Here is a 17065-nt window from a genome sequence, read left to right on the forward strand (position 1 = left end):
ACCGCTCACCGGCGGCAGGAAGGAACGGAGGCCATAGCGGGAAACGCCCGATGGATGCGCTGATCCATACCAAGCTCGCGCCGCCCACCTGGATGGGTAACCAGATCCGGCGCGATCTGCTGCTCGCCCGCCTCGACGCGGCGCTGGAGCGGCGGCTGACGCTCATCCAGGCGCCGGCTGGCTATGGCAAGACCAGCCTCCTCTCGCAGTGGAAGGACCAGCTCGATCCGGCGGCCGTGCGGGTCGCCTGGCTGACGCTGGAGCGCGACGATTCGGACCTGCGCCGTCTCACCCGCTATATCGTCCGTGCGCTCGAAGGGGGTGGGCCGGACGATGCCCCGAGCGAGGAGGCAGGGCGCCTCGCCGCCGCCCTGCCCCCGCGCGCCGCGGTCTCGGCCATCGTCAACCGGCTGGCGCAGGAAAGCCGCCGGGTGGTGCTGATCCTCGACGACTTCCACCGCGCCGAAAGCCCGGAGGTCGACGCCTTCGTCCGCACGCTGATCCAGCTCGCGCCCGAGCATTGCCATTTCATCATCGCCTCGCGCGATTATCCCTGGCTTGGCCAGTCAATCCTCGCCGCCGCGGAGCAGCTGGTCGAACTGACCGCCGACGACCTCAAATTCGAAATGCACGAGGCCGAGGCGCTGCTCGCCCGGTTCCATGGCGAGGGGTTGAGCAGCGTGGACGTGCGCAGCATCGTCGAGCGGACCGAGGGCTGGGCAATCGCGCTCCAGCTCGCGTCGCTGTCGCTCAAGCGCGGCGCCGATCATCACCGGCTGGTCGAGGAGTTCCACGGTCCCAGCTCGGACCTTGCCCGCTATCTATCGGAGCAGGTGCTGATGACGATGCCTGCGGAAACGCAGGAGATCGTGCTGCGCACGGCCTTGCTCGACCGGCTGACAGGTGATCTCGTCAACCTGCTGTGCGACCGCCACGACGGGTGGATGATCCTCGAGCGGCTCGAGGAGCAAGGCGTGTTCCTCACACCGCTCAGCGCGGAACGCCAAGCCTATCGCTACCACCAACTCGTCGCGGAGCATCTGCGCGACCGGCTCGCACGACGCGACGCAGCGCAGTTCCGCGCGCTTCATCGCCGCGCTGCGCAATGGTTCGCCGAACGCGGCGAGACGCCTGAAGCGGTGAGTCATGCGATCCAGGCCGACGACGATGCCATGCTCGCCACGATCCTCGAGGATGCGGGCGGCTGGCGGCTGATCCCGCTCGGGCATCAGGCGATGGTCGAACGGGGCCTGAGCAAGCTGCCCGCCCCGCTGATCGCCGCGCGTCCGCGCCTCGCGCTTGCGCGCGTCTATCTGGAGATCAAGCGCGGCGAGATGGCGGCTGCGCGCGCCGACTATGACCGCTTTGTCACCGAGGCCGAAACCGCCGGCCTCTCCGCCGATCAATGGACCGAGATCCGGGTCGTCGGCGACGTGCTCGCCGATTACGAGAATGAGCCGGTCACGCTCGACGACCTGCTCGCGCGCGAGTCGTTGCTGCGCACTCTGCCCGCCAACGACCATCTCGTCCTCGCCAACATCAGCGAGACGCTCGGCGCGAAATATTTCGAGGGCGGCTGGCTCGAGCGTGCGCTGGAACCGACGATCGCGGCACGCGAGCATTATCTCGCGATGGGGTCGCTCTACAGCGATGTCTTCACGCGCTTCCTCGAAGCGCGCATCCGTCAGGCCCAGGCGCGGATGAAGGACGCGTCGGGCATCCTCGCCGCCACGCGCGAGCAGATAGAAGCGAATTTCGGGTCGCGCTCGGACCTCGCGGCCAATTGCGCCGCGTTCGAGGCGGAGCTGCTCTACGAGCAGGACCAGCTTCCCGCCGCGCTCGCTTTACTCGACTGGGCGGTGCCGCATATGGAGCTGTCAGACGGCTGGACCGACGTCTATGCCGCCGGCTACTGCACCGCCGCCCGCGCGGAAGCTGCCGAAGGCACGCTCGAAGCCGCCCGCGCGATGATCGCGCGTGCTCGCCGTCTCGCCGGACGCCGCCGTCTGCGCCAACTCGATCTGCGCGCGGCCTTGTGCGAGCTCGACCTGCTGATCCAATATGGCGACGACCCTGCCGAGGTCCGGCAGGCTGCGGCCGATCTCGATCTCGATGCCCTCGCGGACCGGAACGAGGACGATTCGACCGTCCATCGGCCGGTCGTCACCGCGGGGCGCCTGTGCCGCGCCCGGCTGGCGCTGATCGATGGCGAGCATGCAGCGGCGCTCGCCGATCTCGAGAAGCTCAAGCGCTGGGCGGCGCAGCACGGCGCGGGGCGATTGCTGGTCGATGCCAATATCCTGCTCGCCTTCAGCCACCGCGCTTCCGGGGAGCCCGCCAGGGCGCGCGCCTGTTTCGATGATGCGGTCGGCACCGCGATGTTCCAGAACATCGCCCGCCCCTTCATCGATCAACGCCGCTTCGCCGAACCGCTGCTGAATGAGACGCTCGGCGGCACCGCGCAACTCGACCGCTTCCGCGCGCAATTCCTCAAGGGCATCGCGCGATCGCTCGCCGCGCGTCCGGTCAGCGGCCCCGCTCCCGGTCTGCTCAGCGATGCCGAGGCGGAGATCCTCGAGCATCTCGGCTTCGGCTACTCCAACAAGGAGATCGCCCGGCTGATCGGCATGTCGCCCGACACGGTCAAGTACCGCCTTAAATCGGTGTTCCGGAAGATCGGCGTACACAAGCGTCGCGATGCCGTGCGCGTGCTGCGCGAACGCGGGCTGATTTCCGGCGGCGCGGGTCAATCGGCTGCCTGAAGCGGGTTTTTCCATCCCTGCCTATTCACTTACCCGTCTTGCGCTTCCCTTACCCCGATAAGCGCGTGGCTCGGCCGCCGATCCGGGCTTCAATGACGTGGGAGGATCGAACCGCGTAACTTAGCTGCGGCGAGCGATCCGACCAGACATATAAATTTCGGGGAAGGGCTTTGATCATGACCACAAGGATCAGACTTTATGGCTCAGCGCGCGGGTTGCGCAGCGCGCTGCTCGCGGCCTGCTGCCTCGCGGCGCCACCCGTCGTGGCGCAGGAAGTCGAGCCCGCGGTCGAGAGCGACGACGTCACCGTCATCGGCACGCGCGCGCAGACCGGCACCAAGACGGACGCCGCGCTCACCGAGATCCCCCAGTCGATCAGCATCATCACCGCGGAGGAGTTCAACGATCGTGCAGCCGTCAACCTGCAGGACGTGATCCGCTACAGCGCCGGCGCAGCCAGCGAGCTCAACGGCGTCGACACGCGCGGCGATTTCCTCGCGGTGCGCGGCACCGGTGCCGAACAGTATCTCGACGGCCTCAATCGCATGCCGGGTTTCATCTATGGCGGGCGGCTCGAGATCTTCACCGTCGAGCGCGCCGAGCTGCTGCGCGGCCCCTCCTCGACGCTCTATGGCGGCGGCGGCGCCGGCGGCATCCTCAATTCGGTGAGCAAGCGACCCAAGACCGTGTTCGGCGGCGAGATCGGACTGATCTACGGCACCGACGAGCTGAAGCAGCTTCAGTTCGATATCACCGGCCCGCTCGCGCCCGGCCTTTCCGCGCGCTTCGTCGGCCTCGTGCGCGACGGCCATCTCCAGCAGGAATCGCAGCGCAACGACCGAATCACGGTAATGCCCGCGGTCACCTTCAAGCCGGGGCCGGACACCGAAGTCACCTTCATCGGCGTCTATCAGCGCGATCGCCTCGGCAGCCAGACCTATCTGCCCACCAGCAAGACGATCGACGCGGCCAGCGATGCCGAGCGCATTTCGCACGACTTCTATCTCGGCGAGCCGGGATTCAACCACACCCTCGCCGACTATTACGCCGCGACGATCCTGCTCACACATAATTTCAGCGACCGGTTCAGTTTCAACAGCCGCAACCGCTTCTTCGAGCAGGACGTCGATTATCAGGAGGTGTTCGGCTTCACCGGCTTCGGCGGCGCCTATGCCGACGCGGCGCGCACCATCGCCAATCGCGCCTGGTACCTCAACCGCGCCCAGTACAACGGCTTCAACAGCGACAACAATCTGGTGCTGAGCTTCGACACCGGGCCGCTGACGCACCAGATCCTCGCCGGCTTCGACTACACCTCGTTCCGCGAGGACAAGGAGGAAGGCTTCGGAGCGGCGCCGGGCCTCAACCTCTACAACCCCGTCTATGGCGTGCCCTTCGTCACCGGCGTGGGCTGGAAGACCGACACCAAGAACTCGCAGCTCGGCTTCTATTTCCAGAACCAGATCCGCGCCTGGGACCGTATCTCGCTCGTGTTCGGCGCGCGGCATGACAATGTCCGCTCGAACGTCAACGGCGTCCAGCTCGAGGACAACAAGGCATGGAGCTTCCGCGGCGGCATCATCGCCGACGTGGTCGAAGGCGTCTCGCCCTATTTCAACTATTCCGAATCGTTCCTGCCGGTGTTCGGCTCGAACTTCTTCGGCGTGCCCTATGTGCCGCGGACAGGCCGCCAATATGAAGCGGGCATCAAGTTCCAGCCCTCGCGGAACATGCTGTTCACCGTCGCCGCCTATGACATCAAGGAACAGAATATCCTGATCGCGGATCCGGACGAGTTGCAGAACTTCATCCAGGGCGGCTCGTCCCGTTCGCGCGGGGTCGAGGCGGAAGCAAACATCCGCCTGCCGGGCGATTTCAGCCTCACCGCGTCGTACAGCTATACGCGCGCCGAATATCTCGTCGTCGATGGCCGCAAGCGGGGCGACCGGCGCGAGAATCTACCCGAGCACCAGGCCTCGGCCTGGGCGGCCAAGGGCTTCGATCTCGGCGGCGATCTCAGCGCCAAGGTCGGTGCGGGCGTACGCTACCAGGGGGACAAGGTAAGCTTCGACCAGACCTACCGCATCGCTCCGGTCACGCTGGTCGATGCGATGATCGAACTTGGCTATCAGCATTGGACGCTGTCGGTGAACGGCGCGAACATCTTCGACAAGAAGGTCTACACCAACTGCAGCTATACCGGCGCACCGATCAACGAGGGCTATTGCTACATGGGCAAGGACCGCACGATCATGGCCTCGCTCCGCCGCAAATTCTGAACCACGCTTCCCGGGCCGGCCACCGCGCCGGCCCGTTTTCCTGTCAGCGTACCGGAGAGACCATGCCGAACTCGACTCGTCCTGCCCGCCTCGCCGCGCTCGCGCTGCTCATGGCAGGAACCGCGCAGGCGCGCGAACCCGCGACCGCGGACACGATCCTGACCAATGCGCGCATCTATACCGTCGACAAGAAACAGCCCTGGGCGCAGTCAGTCGCGATCAAGGACGGCAGGATCGTCGCGGTGGGGCCGGCGGTGGCGGTGGCGAAGACCAAAGGGCCGGCGACGAAGATCGTCGATCTCGGCGGCCGCCTTGTCCTTCCCGCCTTCGGCGACGCCCATGCCCACCCGCTGTTCGGCGCGTTGTCCAAAACGCGCTGCTCGCTCCACGACGGCAAGTCGATCGACGACTACAAGCGAATCATCGCCAAATGCGTCGCCGACACGCCCGGCGACGGCACCGTCTATGGCGTGGGCTGGGAGGATTCACTGTTCCCACCCAACGGTGTGCCGAACAAGGCGATCCTCGACGCGATCTCGACCACCCGCCCGTTGATCTTCGATTCGGTCGGCGGCCATACCAACTGGGTGAACTCGAAAGCGCTCGAGCTGGCAGGGATCACCAGGGGCACGCCCGATCCCGTCAATGGCACGATCGACCGCGATCCGGCGACCGGCGAACCGGTCGGCAGCCTCCAGGAATCGGCGCAGGCGCTGGTCGCGAAGCTGATCCCACCGCCAAGCGATACCGATTATCAGAACTCGATCCTCTACACCGCGAGGCTGTTCAACAGCCTCGGCATCGTCGCCTGGAACGACGCCGGGGTCGATTTCGACGACCAGGGCGGCAGCCGCATGGTCGACGCATACAAGGCGGTGAAGGACGCGGGCAAGCTCACCACCTATGTCTCGGTCTCGCTCAAGTGGAAGAACGAGCGCGGGATGGATCAATTGCCGAGCCTGATGAAGGCGGCCGAGCGCGCCAATGCGTTGGGCGTCCCGACCCATACCGTAAAATTCTATGTCGATGGCGTGATCCCGCAGAAGACGGCCTATATGCTCGCGCCATACGAAGGCAGCAGCGAACGCGGCACGCCGCAGATCGCGCCCGCGATGCTCGATCAGGCCGTCATCGCGACCGACGCCAGGGGTATGCACGCCTTTCTCCACGCGATCGGCGATGGTGGCGTGCGCATCTCGCTCGACGCGATCGAGGCGGCGCGCAAAGCGAACGGCAAGAAACCGACCTACCACATGGTCACGCATCTCAACGTCGTCGACCCCGCCGACCAGCCGCGCTTCGGCAAGCTCGACACCTACGCCCAATTCCAGCCGACCTGGTCGTCCTGGTACCCCTACATGGAACTGACCGAGGCCGCGATCGGCAAGAAGCGGATGGAATATATCTATCCCGCCGGCAGCATCGTCCGCGCCGGCGGCAAGCTCGCCTATGGCGCCGACTGGCCGGTGGCGACCGCCAACCCGATTGAGGGGCTGGAGGTCGCGATCACGCGTCGTACGGCGGGCGATCCCGATGCGAAGCCGCTGGTCGCCAGCGAAGGCATAAGCCTGGCCGAGGCGATCGAGAGTCACACGCTCAACGTTGCCGTGGTCAATGGCATGGCGAAGTTCACCGGCTCGATCGAAACGGGCAAGAACGCCGACCTGGTCGTGCTCGACAAGGACATCTTCAAGTTGCCGGCGCACGAGATCTCAAAAGCCAAGGTGCTGGTGACGCTGTTCCAGGGCAAGCCGGTCTACGGCGATCTGAAGAGGCTGGAGCGATAGTTCTTAAGCTCCTCTCCCGGAGACCGCCGAAGGCGGTGGAGGGGCAGTCTACCATACGGCAGCGCTTGCCGACGCTCACCTCTTCCTCAGCGCTGCGCGCTGCCACCTCCCGCTCCTGGGAAGGAATAGATCACACCGGCCTCACGGCCAGGCGAACGCGAACCGCAGCGTCTCGGGCACCGCACGCACTGGCACGGTCATATGCCCCTCGCCCGCGAAGATCTCGGACCGCGTGCGCAGGCCGTAAGCAGACAGCGGCGCCATGCGCCGGACGAAATCCTCCGCGTCCCAGCGCTCGAGGATTGCTTCCTCGCGGTCACCCGCCACCACCAGCAGCCGGCTGACCTTCGGCACCCTCCCTGCCTGAAGGCGGCCGACGAAATCGCGTTCCTCCTTCAGCGTCATCGCCTCGTGCCAGAAGATCGACGGACTCGCGGCGATGATCGCGTGGAACGCTCCCGGCCGGGTATAGAGCGCGTGTAGCGCGAACAGCCCGCCCAGCGAATGGCCGAACAACGAGACCCGATCGGGATTGGTCTTGTACCGCTTGCCGATCTCGGCCCGCAGGTCGCCGGTCAGGAAATCGAGGAACCTGTCCCAGCCCCCGCTCTTCTCCTTGGCGAATTTGGCGTAGGCGCCCGATGTCGTCGGCGCCCCGGTGAAGTCGTCGATCCGCCGCACGTCATAGGCCATGTCGGTGGGGTAGCCGACACCGACGACGATCGCCTTGCCCGCGTCGGTCCACTCCACCATCCGCCGCGTCTCCGCGAACGAGGCGAACAGCGCATTGCCGTCGAGCACGTACAGCACTGGATAGCCCCCCGCGGGCGGCTCGCCCTTGGGGAAGGAGACGAAAATGCGGTAGACCCCGCCATGCGCCGCGGTCATGTCGAACGTCGCGGTCTGCGGCATGGTGTAGCCAGGCACGGCGGGAGCGGTCTGATCCTGCGCCGCCGCCGGGACCGCACCCGCCATCGCGGCGGCACTCGCCAGCTTGATCCACTTGCCCGCCATCATCAGCTCCCCGACCCGATTGATCCTGCGTCAGGCTAACTCGTCAGCCACGTCCGTCCAAATCGGGGCACGGGTAACCTTCAGGTGCATCGGGTAAGCCTTACCCGCCTTGTCGCCCCGTTACCCCGCAAGCCGGAGTGACGGCGCCCGCCCGCTATGATGCCCTGTCGCCGGGGACTGTCGGCGCATGGCGGGGGCCATGAAGCACCGCCATGCCGTCCCCAAGGAGGGATAGATATGCAGAAGTTCACGATGAAGCTCTGGTCGGCCGCTGGAGCAGCGGCCGCGGCCACAACGCTCGCCGCCTCCGCCGCGGCGGAGGAGGGTCCGCCGCCGGCGATCCCCGCACCGACCGACACGGTCTATCCCACCGGCTTTGACAAGGCGCTGTCGCTGATGCTCGCGGGCGAAGGCGGCGAGAACGGCATCGGCGTGCACAAGGTGTGGCCGACGCTGATGTTCCCGGCGCTCACCACCGAACAGATCGGCAAAGCGGTGACCGGCAACTCGCTCGTCATCGCCTATCATTACACGCACCAATACGGCGCGGACGGCCGCGTCGGCGGATACAATATCCGCTACGATCCCGTCGATGTGAGGAAATGCCCCAAGACCGAAGTCCCCGGCGACGGGCTGCTGCTCTACGAGGGCGTGTGCAGCGCGCAGGTCAGGGAACCCGTCACCGGCAGCTGGAAGGCGCAGGACAACAAGCTCTGCGTCGACATCAGCTGGGGCAAGGACGGAAAGATCGACGGCTGCTACAACATGTTCTTCGTGATGGACAGCGTCGCGATGGTGAAGCCGGACGGCAGCGTCTCGGGCAAGGCCCATGCGCTCAAGAAGGGCGCCGCGCCGGACATGTAGAGCAAGACATGCGGGAGGAGTGCCGTGTTCATCTGCATACCGGATATCCTGGATTCCCGCCAGCTCGCCGAGCTGGCCGCGCAAATGGACCGGCAATCCTTCATCGATGGACGCGAGACCGCGGGCTGGGCCGCTGCGGGGGTCAAGGCGAATACCCAGATCGCGGTCGACTCTCCTGGTTATGCCGCAATGCAGGCGCTGGTCGCAGCGGCGCTGGCGGCCAATCGGATCTTCGCGATGGCGGCGATGCCTCGACAGATGCGGCCGATCCTGTTCAGCCGCTACGGACCCGGTATGGGCTATGGCCCGCATGTCGACAATGCGCTGATGGGCGAGGCGCCGCCGACGCGGATCGACCTCGCCTTTACCCTCTTCCTCTCGGAACCCGAAAGCTACGAAGGCGGTGAGCTCGAGATCGACGAGCCGGCGGGCACGCGCAGCTTCAAGCTGCCTGCGGGCGCCGCGGTCCTCTACCCCGCCAATTCGCTGCACTGGGTGACGACCGTGACATCGGGCAGCCGCGACGTCGCGGTCGGCTGGCTGCAGAGCCTGGTGCGCGAGCACGACCGGCGGCGCGTGCTGTTCGAGCTCGAGACTCTCCGCGCGACGATGTTCGCCGAGAGTGGCAAGACCCCTTCTTTCGACACGCTCACGCGCAACACCAGCGACCTGTGGCGAATGTGGGCCGAGCTGTGAGGTTCGATCATTTCGCTATCCCGGGCCTGAACCGGGGTGACTGCGAAAGCGAGATCAAGCGAACGCCACCGGCGGCCAGCGGTCCGCCCAGGGGCTCGCAATCTCGAGCTCCTCCCCCAGCCCCAGCAGCAGCTCGTCTCCGCCATGCGCGGCCGAGAACATCGCCCCCACCGGCAGCCCGCTTTCTCCCGCGAACAGCGGCAGCGAGATGCTCGGCGTGCCCGTCATGTTGTGCAGCGGCGTGTAGTTCACATAGCCGAACAGTGCATCGAACAGCTCATCCGCCGGCCGCGTCGGCGCGAGATAACCGAGCGGCGGCGGCACGCTCGCGGTGACGGGCGAAAGCACCATGTCGAACGTCTCGTGAAATCTCGCCAGCGCCGCCGAGGCTCGGTCGACCTGCGCGAGGGCCTCGGCCAGCAGCTCCGGCGTTACCCGTGCGCGCCGCTCCGCAAGACCCAGCGTCCATGGTTCCAGCACCTGGGTCGCACGTGCGCCGTAATGATCGACCACCTCGCCGCCGAGATAGTCCCACAAGGTCGTGAATCCGGAACGCAACCCCGCGCGGTCGATCGGCTGCGTCACTTCCTCGACCTGATGTCCCAGCGTCTCGCATAGGGCCGCAGCGCGCCGGATCACCGCGTCGACCTCGGCCTCGGGCCCGCTGCCGTCGAGCCCGGTCAGGTCGAGCGCGATCCGCAGCTTCCGGCCCGCCGGTACTGCCGCGTCCTTGTTCGCCGGGCGCAGATGCCGCGCCGCCCAGACGGTGTCGCGCATCGATCGGCCGTAGAGGCCGTCCGAGCACAGGATGTCGTCGACGAGGTTGTATGCCCGCGCACGCAGGTTCCAGCCGCGGCTCGGCTTGAACCCGATGATCCCGCAATTGGACGCGGGAATGCGGATCGAGCCGCCAGCATCGCTCGCCGTGGCAAAGGGCACCAGCCCCGCGGCCACCGCCGCGCCCGCGCCGCTGCTCGATCCGCCCGAGCTGCGCGACAGGTCCCAGGGATTGCATGTCGGGCCATAGAGCAGCGCCTCGCCGCTCGCATTCAGCCCGAACTCCGGCATGGTCGACATGCCCACGGGCACCATCCCCGCCCGGTCGAGCGCCTGCGCCAGCGGAAAGGCACGCGCCGCGACCTCACCCTGTTTCGCGCGCGAGCCGGCCTCGCACGGGAACCCAGGATATTCAAGCGACGCCTTGAGCAGATAGGGGACCGCCGCCATCGGCGCATCGCGATCCACGCGCGTCGCCGCTGCGCGGGCATGACCGAACGCGCGCACCGCGAGCGAATTGAGCGCGCCGTCGACCGCCTCGATCCGCGCGATCGCGGCTTCGACCAGCGCCTCGGGCGGCACCGCGCCGCGCCGAACGATCTCGGCCTGGCCATGCCCGTCGAGCCGCGCGATCGCATCGGCCTGCGCAAGCGTCATCGACATGCGTGTCTCATCCCCAAATTGCTGGTCGATCTGCACAACGGGCTGAACGATTCGTCCAGTCCGTCACCCATTTGCCCGGCTGCGTTACCCTTCAGGCCGCCTGAGCAGCCTCGACCGCCGCCGGAGCAATCAGCCCGAACAGGTCACGCGGATCGGTGGGTGCGGTGATCAGGTCGAGCGTCTCATATTGTCCCGTCTCGGTCGCGAGGTCGCGCAGCAGCCGCAGCGCCGCGAAATCCTCAACCGCGAAGCCGACCGAGTCGAACAGAGTGATCTCGTCACGCGCCGTCCGCCCCGGCGCATCGCCGCGGATCACCTGCCACAGCTCCGTCACGGGAAAGTCGGCGGGCATCTGCTGGATCTCTCCCTCGATCCGCGTCTGCTCGGTCAGCTCTACGAACACGCTGGCGCGAGAGAGGATGTCCTTCTGCAGTTCGGTCTTGCCCGGGCAATCCCCGCCCACCGCGTTAAGATGCATGCCGGCACCGACCATATTGTCGGAGAGAATCGTCGCTTGGACCTTGTCCGCGGTTACCGTGGTGACGATGTCCGCCCCCATCACCGCGCTGCCCGGTTCCTCGCAGGCGATCACGCGCACGCCGCGCCCGGCCATGTTGCGGACGAACTTGGCGGTCGCGGCGGGATCGACGTCATAGACGCGCAAAGCTTCGATCCCCAGCACCGCGCGGAACGCCGTCGCCTGGAACTCGGACTGCGCGCCAAGACCGATGATCGCCATCGTCTTCGCATCGGGCCGCGCGAGGTGCTTCGCCGCCAGCGCCGACATCGCCGCGGTGCGCAGCGCGGTCAGGATCGTCATCTCCGACAGGAATACCGGATAGCCGCTCTCGACCTCCGCCATCAATCCGATCGCGACCACCGTCTGCAGCCCGCGCTCGAAATTATAGGGATGCCCGTTGACATATTTGAAGCTGTAGAGCGCATCGTCCTGCGTCGGCATCAGCTCGATCACGCCGCCCGGACTGTGGCTGGCGAGGCGAGGAATGCGCTCGAACCGGTCCCAGCGGCGGAAATCCGCCTCGAGGTAGTCGACCATGCGCGTCAGCACCGCGTCGATCCCTACCCGCGCCACGATCCGCCGGATCTCGCTCACGCCCACGAACTGCACCATCGCCGCCTCCCTTGATCGCTGGTCTTGATCTCCGGCGATGCTAGGAGCCCGGCAGGCGCAGGCGACAGGCGCATGCTGCGCAACTTCGCGGGGCCATTTGATCAACTTGCCCACCCGATCCGCACAGATTGCGGACCCGTCGCCATGCACAAACTGGCCCGTGACAAGCCTGCACGGCAGGTGTGGAGAATATGCGGATGCACGAGCTTGACGATCTCGATCGGCGGCTGATCGCCGCGCTGCGCGAGGATGCGCGGATGCCGATCACCCGGCTCGCGGCGATACTCAAGGTATCGCGCACGACGGCGCAGGCGCGGCTCGACCGGCTGCTGGAAAGCGGCGCAGTGCTCGGCTTCACCGTCCGCGCCCGCCAGGCGAACGATCAGGTGCGCGCGGTGATGATGATCGAAATCGAGGGGCGCTCCACCACCGCGATCATCAAGCGGCTACGCGGCTTTCCCGAGCTGGCGGCGCTGCACACCACCAATGGCGGCTGGGATCTGGTCGCGGAGATCACCGCCGCCAGCCTCGCCGATTTCGATCGCATCCTGCGCGAGGTGCGCCAGATCGAGGGCGTGCTGAACAGCGAGACGAGCCTGTTGCTGAGCAGCCTCTAGGGTGCGCTGCGCCGCTGCGCCTGCGACAGCAGGAACACCATCGCCGCGGCGATCAGCCCGCCAAGTCCCATGGTCAGCGATACTGCGAGCAGGTTGCTGCCGCTCGCGAACAGCGCGCCCGCGATCACCGGCCCCACCGCCGATCCGCCTCGGCCGATACCGATCACGAACCCCGTCCCGCTCGCGCGCAACGCCGCCGGATAGGTCTGAGCCAGGATCGGATAGAGTCCCACCACGCCCGCATTGATGAAGAAGGCCGCAATTGCCGCGGTCGCCGACAGCCGGACCAGGTCGGCGCCCGCCAGCCCGAACGCGCCGATCGCGACGAACCCTGCCAGCATCGCCCCGCCCACCAAAGGCCGCAGGTTGAAGCGCTGGCTGAGCAGTCCGATCAGCACCGCGCCAGATAGGTTGCCGACATTGGCCCATACCAGCACGCGCCCAGCCTGCGCCGCATCGAAGCCCAGATCGACCACGATCTTCGGAATCCATTTCTGGATATAGTAGAAGAACAGGATCTGCGCGAAATAGGCGACGGTCAGCAGGATCGTGATCCAGCGGAAATCGCATGAGAAGAGCGACGCGATCGACGGCTTCACCCGCGCTTGAGGCAGCGCGGGCAATGCCGCCACGGCCGCATGCCCCAGCCGCGCCAGCGTGCGGTTGATCGTCTCCAGCGCGCCCACGGGCCGCCGTGCGATCAGCGACTCGATCGACTCCGGCAGGAACAGCACCGCCAGCGGGATCATCGCTGCGCTCGCCACCCCGCCCAGCATGAACACCGACCGCCAGTCCCCCGTCGAGCCGAGCAGCGCCGACGCCACCAGCCCGCCCAATATCGCCCCGGTCGAATAGCCCGCGATGTTGAGCGCGACATTCAGCCCCCGGCGCCTGTCATTGGAGAATTCGGCCACCATTGCGCTGGTCGACGACAGCATCCCCCCGATGCCGATTCCGGTCATAAAGCGGATGGTGGAGAGCATCTCTACCCCGTTCGCCACCGTCGCGGCGAACATTCCCGCGGTCATCACCATCAGGCAGCCGAGGATCGTCGGCCGCCGCCCGATGCGGTCGGCGACATTGCCGATCAGCACCGAACCCGCCGCCATGCCGAGCAGTTCCATCGACAGCACGATACCCAGCGTCGCCTTGTCCACACCCCACTCCGCCGCGATCCCCGGCGCGGCGAAGCTGATCGCCAGCACGTCGAAACCATCGAGCGCATTGAGCGCGATGCACAGCGCCACCACCACGATCTGAAGCCGATTCATCGGCGCCGCCGCAATCGCCGCGCGCGGGTCGTTGGTCATATGCCTCTCCCGCCGGATGCGGTCCGCAATGGCCGCCCGGTCGTTCCGTTGAACCTGCGTGCTTGGCTCAGGCGAGGGTCGCGAGATGCTTCGCGACGATCGCCGCCATCTCCGGCCGCCGCTCCAGGCAGCGCGATACCGGCCCGACCACCACCACTGACAGCCGGCGCTCGCTCCCGGGCAGCGGCATCGCGACCCCGGCGAGATCGGGCGTGTATTCGGTATTGCTCTGGTGCCAGCCCATCGCGGCGGCTTCCGCCAGTCGCGCCTCGACCGCCTCGGGACTGTCGGGAGTGGTCGGCGACCAGCGCACGAAATCGATCTTGCGGTACAGCTTCTCGCGCTCCTCGCGCGGCATCTGCGCCAGCAGTGCCCGCCCGGCCGAGGTCGCATGGATCGGCACCCGGTCGCCCACCTTGGCGAAGTAACGCACCGGCTGGCGCGATTCGACTACGTCCACGAACGTCGCAAACAGGCCCGCGGGGGCCGAGATCGCCGCGGTCTCCCCGGTCGCTTCCATCAGGTCCCTGGCCAGCCGCTGGAACTTCGCGGGCAGCGGCTCCGCCGCGCTCACCGCCTCGGCCAGCACCAGCCAGCGCGGACTCGGATAATAGGCACCCCGCCCGCGCGGCTCGTAGAGATAGCCCATCGACGCCAGCGTGCCGATCAGCTTGAACGTGCTGGAACGCGGCCAGCCGAGCTCGTCGGCCATTTCCGCGGGCGTCGCCGGGCGCAGGCGCCGCGCGAAATACTCCAGCACTTCGAGCGCGTTGGCGGCCTGGCGGACGGTGTTCATGCCCGCCATATGGCGCAAGCACGGCGCCCGGAAAAGCGTCCTGCCTGTCCGGGCGCCGTGCCACCCTTAGCGCGCCGTGAAGCCGCCATCGACCGGCAGCGCCACCCCGGTGACGAAGCTCGCCTCGTCCGAAGCCAGCCACAACACCGCATCGGCAATCTCCCCTGCCTGGACCAACCGCCCCATCGGCACGTTCGCGATCAGCTTGGCCTCGTTCGCCGCCGCCTCCACCGGATCGCCGCTGCGCCCGGTGAAGCCGGTCTTCATCGGCGTATCGGCAAGGCCGGGACACACCACGTTGACGCGGATCCCGTCGCCCGCCAGCGCCAGCGCCAGACTCTTGGTCAGCCCGACCACGCCCCATTTCGCAGCCGAATAGATCGGGCTCATCATCGATCCCACCAGGCCCGAGACCGATGACGTGAAAATGATCGAACCGCCCCCGCGCTTGCGCATATAGGGCGCGACCTGCCCCGCCCCGAGCGCCGCCGAGGTGACGTTGAGGTCGATCGCCTTGCGATAGGCGTCGAGGTCCAGATCCTCGACCGATGCCGGGCCCGGCATTCCGGCGTGCGCCCAGAGGATGTCCGCGCCGCCGAGCCATTCGGCGGCAGTGTGGATGCTGCCTTTGGCATCGTCGGGATCGAGCAGGTCGGCAGCGATTCCCTTCACCCTGTCGGCACCAAACTCGGCAACGAGGCGCTCGAGGGCCTCGAGGTTGACGTCGATCGCCGCGACCCTCGCACCCTCGCGCACGAAGCGCTCGACCCCCGCCCGGCCCATCCCGGACGCGGCGGCGGTGACGATGGCGAGCTTGCCGTTCAGGCGCATATCTTCTTCCTCAAGCAGCGAAGGGGTCGGGGAATTTCCCCGTGGTGGAGATGATCGTGGTCTTGGTCTCGAGGAACGGATCGAGCCCCTCGATCCCGTTCTCGCGGCCCCAGCCGCTTGCCTTCACCCCGCCATAAGGGGTGGACCAGCGGATGTAGCGATAGGTGTTGACCCACACCATGCCGGCCTCGATCCGCGCCGCGACGCGATGCGCGCGCCCGGTGTCGCCCGACCAGAGACCCGCGGCCAGGCCGTAGGGCGTCGAGTTGGCGATCGCGACCGCCTCGTCCTCGCCCTCGAACGGGATGATCGCCGCGACCGGCCCGAAGATCTCCTCCTGCGCGATCCGCATGTTCGCGGAGACGCCGGCGAACACCGTCGGCTCGACGAAATAGCCGCCCTCGAGGCCGTCGCGGTCGATGCGGTTGCCTCCCGTCACTAGCTCGGCCCCCTCGTCCTTGCCGATGCCGACATAGGACAGCGTCTTGTCGAGCTGCTGAGCATGCGCCTGCGGCCCCATATGCGTCGCGGGGTCGAGCGGCATCCCGACCCGCACCCGCTCCGCCCGCTCGCGGAACGCCTCCACCACGCGATCATAGATCGAGCGCTCGACCAGCACGCGCGAGCCCAGCGCGCAGCTCTGCCCGCACAGCGCCCAGGCCGAACCCGTCGCGGCATTCAGCGCGTTCTCGATCTCGGCGTCCGCGAAAATGATGTGCGGCGCCTTGCCGCCCAGCTCGAAGGTACAGCGCGTCAGCGTGTCCGCCCCCGCCTTCAGGATCGTCTTCGCCGTCGATCCCTCACCCGTGAAGCTGATCTTCGCCACGTCCGGATGTTCGACCAGCCGCGTGCCCGCGACCGTCCCGTCGCCCGGCACGACATTGACAACGCCGGGCGGGAATCCCGCCGCCTCGAACAATCTCGCCAGTGCCAGCGACGATGCCGGGGTCGATTCGGCGGGCTTGAGCACCACCGTGCACCCCGCCGCCAGCGCAGGGCCGAGCTTCCACGCCGCCGCCATCATCGGCACGTTCCACGGTGTGATCGCGCCGACCACCCCGATCGGATGCCGCGTGGTGAAGGCATGGACGCTGTCGTCCATCGGAATCGTCCGCCCGCCGAGCTTGTCGGCGAGCGAGGCGAACCAATGATAATATTGTGCGTGGAGCCCGATATCGCCGCGCGATTCCCGTACCGCGCGGCCATTGTCGCGCGTCTCGATCTCCGCCAGCGCATCGACTTGCGTCGCATAGAGATCGGCAAACTTGCGCAGCAAGGCCGCGCGCTCCCACGGCGGCATCCTGCGCCATGTCCCCTCGAACGCCGTCTTCGCCGCCGCCACCGCGCGATCGATGTCCGTGGTGCCGCCATAGGCGACATCACCCCATGGCTGGCCGGTCGCCGGATCGATGCTCGGCCGCACGCCGCCATCGATCGGCGCTACCCATTCCCCGCCGATAAACAACCTGTCGAAGGCGAACCCGTCGAACATTCCGACTCCAGTAAATTTCTATTTGTGGACCTATTCGTCTCTCTG

At 67.0% G+C, this 17065-nt stretch carries 13 protein-coding genes; 6 read left to right on the forward strand and 7 right to left on the reverse strand.

Translation table 11 applies throughout. The annotated features are described in order from the left end of the window. Positions 1 to 50 precede the first annotated feature (50 nt). The 3 genes from ACO227_RS17035 (at position 51) to ACO227_RS17045 (ending at position 6828) form a co-directional block, all read left to right on the forward strand. Positions 51 to 2762: a LuxR C-terminal-related transcriptional regulator gene (locus ACO227_RS17035; RefSeq protein ID WP_423603383.1), complete on the forward strand. Its 2712-nt coding sequence runs from the start codon at positions 51 to 53 to the stop codon at positions 2760 to 2762. Between the two features lie 176 nt (positions 2763 to 2938). Further along, a complete protein-coding gene (locus ACO227_RS17040; RefSeq protein ID WP_423603385.1) occupies positions 2939 to 5041 on the forward strand; it encodes a TonB-dependent siderophore receptor in 2103 nt (700 codons plus the stop codon). Between the two features lie 62 nt (positions 5042 to 5103). Next, the gene (locus ACO227_RS17045; RefSeq protein WP_423603387.1) at positions 5104 to 6828 is read left to right on the forward strand and encodes an amidohydrolase; all 1725 of its coding nucleotides are present in this window, start codon (positions 5104 to 5106) and stop codon (positions 6826 to 6828) included. A gap of 141 nt (positions 6829 to 6969) precedes the next feature. Here the strand turns inward: ACO227_RS17045 and ACO227_RS17050 are convergent, their stop codons facing one another. Further along, the gene (locus tag ACO227_RS17050) at positions 6970 to 7845 is read right to left on the reverse strand and encodes an alpha/beta hydrolase (protein WP_423603389.1); all 876 of its coding nucleotides are present in this window, start codon (positions 7843 to 7845) and stop codon (positions 6970 to 6972) included. A gap of 234 nt (positions 7846 to 8079) precedes the next feature. On the opposite strand from ACO227_RS17050, the gene ACO227_RS17055 reads away from it, so the two are divergent. Together ACO227_RS17055 and ACO227_RS17060 are read left to right on the forward strand one after the other, a co-directional pair. After that, entirely contained in the window at positions 8080 to 8706 is a 627-nt protein-coding gene (locus ACO227_RS17055; RefSeq protein WP_423603391.1) for a hypothetical protein, read from the forward strand. A gap of 24 nt (positions 8707 to 8730) precedes the next feature. Continuing rightward, on the forward strand, positions 8731 to 9402 hold the full coding sequence (locus ACO227_RS17060; RefSeq protein WP_423603393.1) for a Fe2+-dependent dioxygenase: 672 nt from the start codon (positions 8731 to 8733) through the stop codon (positions 9400 to 9402). A gap of 54 nt (positions 9403 to 9456) precedes the next feature. Here the strand turns inward: ACO227_RS17060 and ACO227_RS17065 are convergent, their stop codons facing one another. Then, a complete protein-coding gene (locus tag ACO227_RS17065) occupies positions 9457 to 10842 on the reverse strand; it encodes an amidase family protein (protein WP_423603395.1) in 1386 nt (461 codons plus the stop codon). A gap of 91 nt (positions 10843 to 10933) precedes the next feature. Further along, a complete protein-coding gene (locus tag ACO227_RS17070; protein ID WP_423603396.1) occupies positions 10934 to 11974 on the reverse strand; it encodes an ornithine cyclodeaminase in 1041 nt (346 codons plus the stop codon). Positions 11975 to 12171: 197 nt separating this feature from the next. On the opposite strand from ACO227_RS17070, the gene ACO227_RS17075 reads away from it, so the two are divergent. Further along, complete coding sequence (locus ACO227_RS17075; protein WP_423603398.1) at positions 12172 to 12591, forward strand: Lrp/AsnC family transcriptional regulator; 420 nt, start codon at positions 12172 to 12174, stop codon at positions 12589 to 12591. Here the strand turns inward: ACO227_RS17075 and ACO227_RS17080 are convergent. The 4 genes from ACO227_RS17080 to ACO227_RS17095 all read right to left on the reverse strand — a co-directional run bounded on the left by ACO227_RS17080 (position 12588) and on the right by ACO227_RS17095 (position 17020). Next, on the reverse strand, positions 12588 to 13901 hold the full coding sequence (locus ACO227_RS17080; RefSeq protein WP_423603400.1) for an MFS transporter: 1314 nt from the start codon (positions 13899 to 13901) through the stop codon (positions 12588 to 12590). The two genes, ACO227_RS17075 and ACO227_RS17080, sit on opposite strands and share 4 nt — an antisense overlap. A gap of 67 nt (positions 13902 to 13968) precedes the next feature. Continuing rightward, positions 13969 to 14697, reverse strand: coding sequence for an IclR family transcriptional regulator (locus tag ACO227_RS17085; RefSeq protein WP_423603402.1), 729 nt, complete (start codon positions 14695 to 14697; stop codon positions 13969 to 13971). 66 nt (positions 14698 to 14763) lie between these two features. Further along, a complete protein-coding gene (locus ACO227_RS17090) occupies positions 14764 to 15528 on the reverse strand; it encodes an SDR family NAD(P)-dependent oxidoreductase (protein ID WP_423603404.1) in 765 nt (254 codons plus the stop codon). 10 nt (positions 15529 to 15538) lie between these two features. Continuing rightward, a complete protein-coding gene (locus tag ACO227_RS17095; protein ID WP_423603406.1) occupies positions 15539 to 17020 on the reverse strand; it encodes an aldehyde dehydrogenase in 1482 nt (493 codons plus the stop codon). Between the last annotated feature and the right edge of the window lie 45 nt (positions 17021 to 17065).

Source organism: Sphingomonas sp. MS122 (genome assembly GCF_049532975.1).
In the GTDB taxonomy this organism is placed as follows: domain Bacteria; phylum Pseudomonadota; class Alphaproteobacteria; order Sphingomonadales; family Sphingomonadaceae; genus Sphingomonas.

Bases quoted from the DNA above. Each gene is read 5' to 3' on its own strand.
- ACO227_RS17055 (WP_423603391.1), top strand. From the start codon at position 8,080: ATGCAGAAGTTCACGATGAAGCTCTGGTCGGCCGCTGGAGCAGCGGCC.
- ACO227_RS17085 (WP_423603402.1), bottom strand. From the start codon at position 14,697: ATGAACACCGTCCGCCAGGCCGCCAACGCGCTCGAAGTGCTGGAGTAT.
- ACO227_RS17065 (WP_423603395.1), bottom strand. From the start codon at position 10,842: ATGTCGATGACGCTTGCGCAGGCCGATGCGATCGCGCGGCTCGACGGG.
- ACO227_RS17045 (WP_423603387.1), top strand. From the start codon at position 5,104: ATGCCGAACTCGACTCGTCCTGCCCGCCTCGCCGCGCTCGCGCTGCTC.
- ACO227_RS17070 (WP_423603396.1), bottom strand. From the start codon at position 11,974: ATGGTGCAGTTCGTGGGCGTGAGCGAGATCCGGCGGATCGTGGCGCGG.
- ACO227_RS17050 (WP_423603389.1), bottom strand. From the start codon at position 7,845: ATGATGGCGGGCAAGTGGATCAAGCTGGCGAGTGCCGCCGCGATGGCG.
- ACO227_RS17090 (WP_423603404.1), bottom strand. From the start codon at position 15,528: ATGCGCCTGAACGGCAAGCTCGCCATCGTCACCGCCGCCGCGTCCGGG.
- ACO227_RS17040 (WP_423603385.1), top strand. From the start codon at position 2,939: ATGACCACAAGGATCAGACTTTATGGCTCAGCGCGCGGGTTGCGCAGC.
- ACO227_RS17075 (WP_423603398.1), top strand. From the start codon at position 12,172: ATGCACGAGCTTGACGATCTCGATCGGCGGCTGATCGCCGCGCTGCGC.
- ACO227_RS17080 (WP_423603400.1), bottom strand. From the start codon at position 13,901: ATGACCAACGACCCGCGCGCGGCGATTGCGGCGGCGCCGATGAATCGG.
- ACO227_RS17035 (WP_423603383.1), top strand. From the start codon at position 51: ATGGATGCGCTGATCCATACCAAGCTCGCGCCGCCCACCTGGATGGGT.
- ACO227_RS17095 (WP_423603406.1), bottom strand. From the start codon at position 17,020: ATGTTCGACGGGTTCGCCTTCGACAGGTTGTTTATCGGCGGGGAATGG.